Annotated in this window: 5 protein-coding genes; all 5 read left to right on the forward strand. The window is 43.6% G+C overall.

Annotated features, from left to right (window positions below):
- Nucleotides 1-254: 254 nt before the first annotated feature.
- The 5 genes from C1E99_RS09540 (at nucleotide 255) to C1E99_RS09560 (ending at nucleotide 4,079) form a co-directional block, all read left to right on the forward strand.
- Nucleotides 255-887 (forward strand): DUF4352 domain-containing protein, encoded by a 633-nt coding sequence (locus C1E99_RS09540; protein WP_044687455.1) that lies wholly within the window; start codon nucleotides 255-257, stop codon nucleotides 885-887.
- 112 nt (nucleotides 888-999) lie between these two features.
- Complete coding sequence (dapD, locus tag C1E99_RS09545) at nucleotides 1,000-1,698, forward strand: 2,3,4,5-tetrahydropyridine-2,6-dicarboxylate N-acetyltransferase (RefSeq protein ID WP_024376132.1); 699 nt, start codon at nucleotides 1,000-1,002, stop codon at nucleotides 1,696-1,698.
- Between the two features lie 9 nt (nucleotides 1,699-1,707).
- Nucleotides 1,708-2,835, forward strand: coding sequence for an N-acetyldiaminopimelate deacetylase (locus tag C1E99_RS09550; protein WP_105207394.1), 1,128 nt, complete (start codon nucleotides 1,708-1,710; stop codon nucleotides 2,833-2,835).
- A gap of 40 nt (nucleotides 2,836-2,875) precedes the next feature.
- Nucleotides 2,876-3,418 (forward strand): 5-formyltetrahydrofolate cyclo-ligase, encoded by a 543-nt coding sequence (locus tag C1E99_RS09555; protein WP_105207395.1) that lies wholly within the window; start codon nucleotides 2,876-2,878, stop codon nucleotides 3,416-3,418.
- Nucleotides 3,402-4,079: a rhomboid family intramembrane serine protease gene (locus tag C1E99_RS09560; RefSeq protein WP_105207396.1), complete on the forward strand. Its 678-nt coding sequence runs from the start codon at nucleotides 3,402-3,404 to the stop codon at nucleotides 4,077-4,079. Before C1E99_RS09555 ends, C1E99_RS09560 begins: the two co-directional genes overlap by 17 nt.
- The last annotated feature ends 137 nt before the right edge of the window (nucleotides 4,080-4,216 follow it).

The raw sequence follows: 4,216 nt of genomic DNA on the forward strand, positions 1-4,216 counted from the left end.
TCTGTGGTATGATAAAGTTGTTCCATATGAGTCTTTCTAATGTGAGTGTGGTTGCTTTTCATTATAGGTCATATGGGACTTTTTGTATATACTCAAAAAGGCTCCATAATCTCTACAGTGGATTTACCCACTACAGAAATTATAGAGCCATTAAATAATGATTGAAAATTAGGAGGTAAAACTTCTAATTTTTTTTAATTTTATACTTGACAACGCATATATATAATAGAGTTATCACAATTTAGGAGGCTATTATGGCAAAGAAAATTAAAGATGAACACGGTAACGTTTATGTACAAAAGAAACCATTTTACAAGCGAATTTGGTTTATTGTGTTGGTTGGATTGTTTGTGATTGGTGGGTTACAAAGTGTATTGGGTGGTGGAAGTAATTCATCAACTTCTTCTAGCCAAGCTACATCAACCACTACCCAAACTACAACAGAAGCATCAGCGAGTAGCTCGGAAGAACAAAAAGAAACTACAACTTACAGTATTGGACAGGAAGTTCCAGTTGGAGATGTTGTTTACCTTGTCAATTCAAAAGAGGTTACCACTAACGTGGGTGGAGAGTTCGGCAAGACTGCTAACGGAGTCTTTCTTGTGCTGAATGTAACGGTGAAAAATAACGGTAAGGAAGCTATTACCGTAACGGATGATTTCTTTACCTTGTTAAAAGGTGATGTAGAATATAAATCTGATTCAACTGCAGGAATTTATGCTAACCAAGATGCAAAATTTTTCTTAACTGAAGTAAACCCTGAAAATTCTGTTACTGGTAATGTTGTCTTCGATATTACAGAAGAGACAGCAAATGACCCAAGTATTCAACTTAGAGTTCAAACCGGTTTTTGGGGAACGGAAACAGGCGTAATTAATCTTCAATAAAATTTAGGGAGGCTAACTTAGCCTCTTTTTCAATTTTTTTATATTTCATCATCAAATTTTCAGAAAATTTTGATATAATAGAAAAAATATTATTTTATAGATTGGAAATACTATGACTGCACAAAAAATGACTGCCCAAGAAATCATTGCCTTTATCGGTAATGCTGTGAAGAAGACAACTGTTAAAGTGACCTTTGAAGGAGAATTGGCTGGGCCTGTGCCTGCTGAGGTGACAAAACTTGGCAATGTCCTCTTCGGTGACTGGAAGGATGTCGAGCCACTTTTGGCAAACTTGACTGAAAATGTAGACTACGTGGTTGAGCAAGACGGCCGCAATTCGGCTGTGCCTCTGCTAGACAAACGTAACATCAATGCCCGTATCGAGCCAGGTGCCATTATTCGTGACCAAGTGACCATCGGCGATAATGCCGTTATCATGATGGGTGCTGTTATCAACATCGGTGCAGAAATCGGTCCAGGAACTATGATTGACATGGGTGCTATTCTCGGTGGCCGTGCAACGGTTGGTAAGAACAGCCACATCGGTGCAGGTGCGGTCCTTGCGGGTGTTATCGAGCCAGCGTCTGCAGAGCCAGTTCGTGTTGGTGACAATGTCTTGGTTGGTGCCAATGCTGTTGTTATCGAAGGTGTGCAAATCGGTAGCGGTTCTGTCGTGGCCGCAGGTGCTATTGTGACCCAAGATGTTCCTGAAAACGTAGTGGTAGCAGGTGTGCCAGCCCGTATCATCAAGGAAATCGACGCTCAAACCCAACAAAAAACAGCCTTGGAAGAGGCTTTGCGGACACTCTAAGAGGTAGCTATGCTAGATTTAATCGCGACACGCCGGGCCCTCCACCAGATTCCAGAGCTGGGCATGGAAGAGTTCAAGACCCATGCCTTTCTTATGGAAACTATTGAAGGTTTACTTCAAGATTGTACTTTTGCCCAAGTCCGTACTTGGAAGACAGGGATATTGGTCTATCTGACGGGCTCTGCTCCAGAGAAAACGATTGGCTGGCGGGCAGATATTGATGGTTTGCCGATCGTGGAGGAGACGGGCCTGGACTTCAAGTCCCTCCACCCAGATAGGATGCACGCCTGCGGACATGATTTCCACATGACCATTGCCTTGGGGCTTTTGGAGAAAATGGCAGAGCAGCAACCGAAAAATAATCTTCTCTTCTTGTTTCAGCCTGCGGAGGAAAATCTAGCAGGTGGCATGCTGATGTATGAAGCGGGAGCTTTTGGGGATTGGTTGCCAGATGAATTTTATGGTCTCCATGTCCGACCTGACCTCAAAGTCGGTCAAATGGCCACCAACCGTGCGACCCTCTTTGCTGGGACCTGTGAAGTCAAGATACGGTTTACAGGAAAGGGTGGGCACGCAGCATTTCCCCATACCGCCAATGATGCCTTGGTGGCAGCTAGCTACTTTGTGACTCAGGTGCAGTCGGTGGTCAGCCGTAACGTTGATCCGATTGAGGGAGCGGTGGTAACCTTTGGCTCCATGCACGCGGGAACGACCAACAATGTCATTGCGGAAACGGCCTTCTTGCACGGCACCATTCGGGCTTTGACCCAGAGCATGAGTCTTCTGGTGCAAAAGCGGGTGCGGGAAGTGGCAGAGGGAATTGCCCTGTCCTTTGGAGTGGACCTGGACATCGAGCTTAATCCTAGCGGTTACTTGCCTGTGGAGAACAATCCCCAGCTGGCAGATGAACTGATGACCTACTTTGATGGTATTGACGGAGTGGAGATGATTGATTGTCCACCTGCCATGACGGGTGAGGACTTCGGCTACCTGCTCAACAAGGTTCCAGGTGTTATGTTCTGGCTGGGTGTGGATACGCCTTATCCCCTTCACAATCCTCGTCTCAGTCCCAAAGAGGAAGTGCTTCCCTTTGCTGTGGATAAGTTGAGTGATTTTTTGAAAATGAAAGCAAACTAGACTGGTTTTCCAGTCTTTTTCTGAAAAGAAAGGAGTTTCTGTGGATAAAAAGAGCATTCGGCAAGAGGTCTTGCAGAGCTTGAAAGACCTGACTAGTAGTCAGCGAGCAAGATGGAGTCAGCAGTTAACGGAACGCCTCCTTGCTTCTGATACTTATCAGGGCGCAAAGTCGCTTGGGACCTACCTTTCCATGCCCCATGAGTTTGATACCTCTTACTTGATTGAACAGGCTCAAAAGGATGGCAAGCAGATTTTCATTCCTAAGACCTATTCACAAGGCCGCATGGATTTTGTAGAATATAATCCTGATGATTTGGTGAAATCTAGGTTTGGAGTTTGGGAACCTGGAACTTATTCACAACCTGTGGATAAGTCTGTGGTTAAGTTGATCCATGTTCCTGGTTTAGCTTGGAATCAAGCGGGTTTTCGAGTGGGCTATGGAGGTGGTTTTTATGATCGCTACCTAGCAGATTATCAGGGGAACACGGTATCGACTTTGGCAGACTTTCAAGTCTATGATTTTGAACCAGATCTATTTGATATTCCAGTAAAGGAGTTGTTGATTTTTGAAGAACTTTTTTGATAAGCGCTATCCTGTGACCAATGGCTTGTTGGCAGTCACGGCTCTTGTTTTTCTTTTGATACAAGTATTTCGATTTGGGCAGACCACTACAGCCTATACTATTTATGAATTTGGTGGTATGTACGGTCAAGTGGTGCGTTATGATCCGACTCAGTTGTGGCGCTTGGTGTCACCTATCTTTGTCCACATTGGTTGGGAGCATTTTATCTTTAACAGTATTACCTTACTTGGTTTGGGCTATCAATTAGAAGGACTCTTTGGGTCACGGCGCTTCTTTCTTCTCTATCTCTTGTCTGGGATAATGGGCAATCTTTTTGTTCTCTTCTTTACACCAGATGTAGTTGGTGCAGGTGCATCGACCTCTCTGTTTGGTCTTTTTGCAGCTATGGCACTGTTGAGGAAATTTAGTCGTAGCCCTTATCTACAGGTTCTCGGTCAACGATATATGGTCCTTTTGGGATTGAACTTGGTCTTGGGTCTTTTCAATCCAACTATTAGTATGGCAGGGCATATCGGAGGAGCTATTGGAGGTTGTTTGGTCGTGATTTTCCTTCCACCTCTTGTGGAAAAGGATCTCTTTACAGGAAAACAGATTTTTTTCAGTTTCATTGGATATTTGGGCTTGATTACCTTGCTATTAGGAATATTTTATTTGATATAAGAAAAAACTAGCGATTGCTAGTTTCAGACTGAAGACAAAGTCCTTAGAATTGATTTTCTAAGGGCTTTTCTTCGTATTTAGGAGTATAATATAAGAAAAAGGACTTATGAGGTTCTCCTATGCTACACAAAGAAAAA

The sequence above is a fragment of the Streptococcus suis genome, assembly GCF_002964045.1.
Lineage (GTDB): Bacteria > Bacillota > Bacilli > Lactobacillales > Streptococcaceae > Streptococcus > Streptococcus suis_U.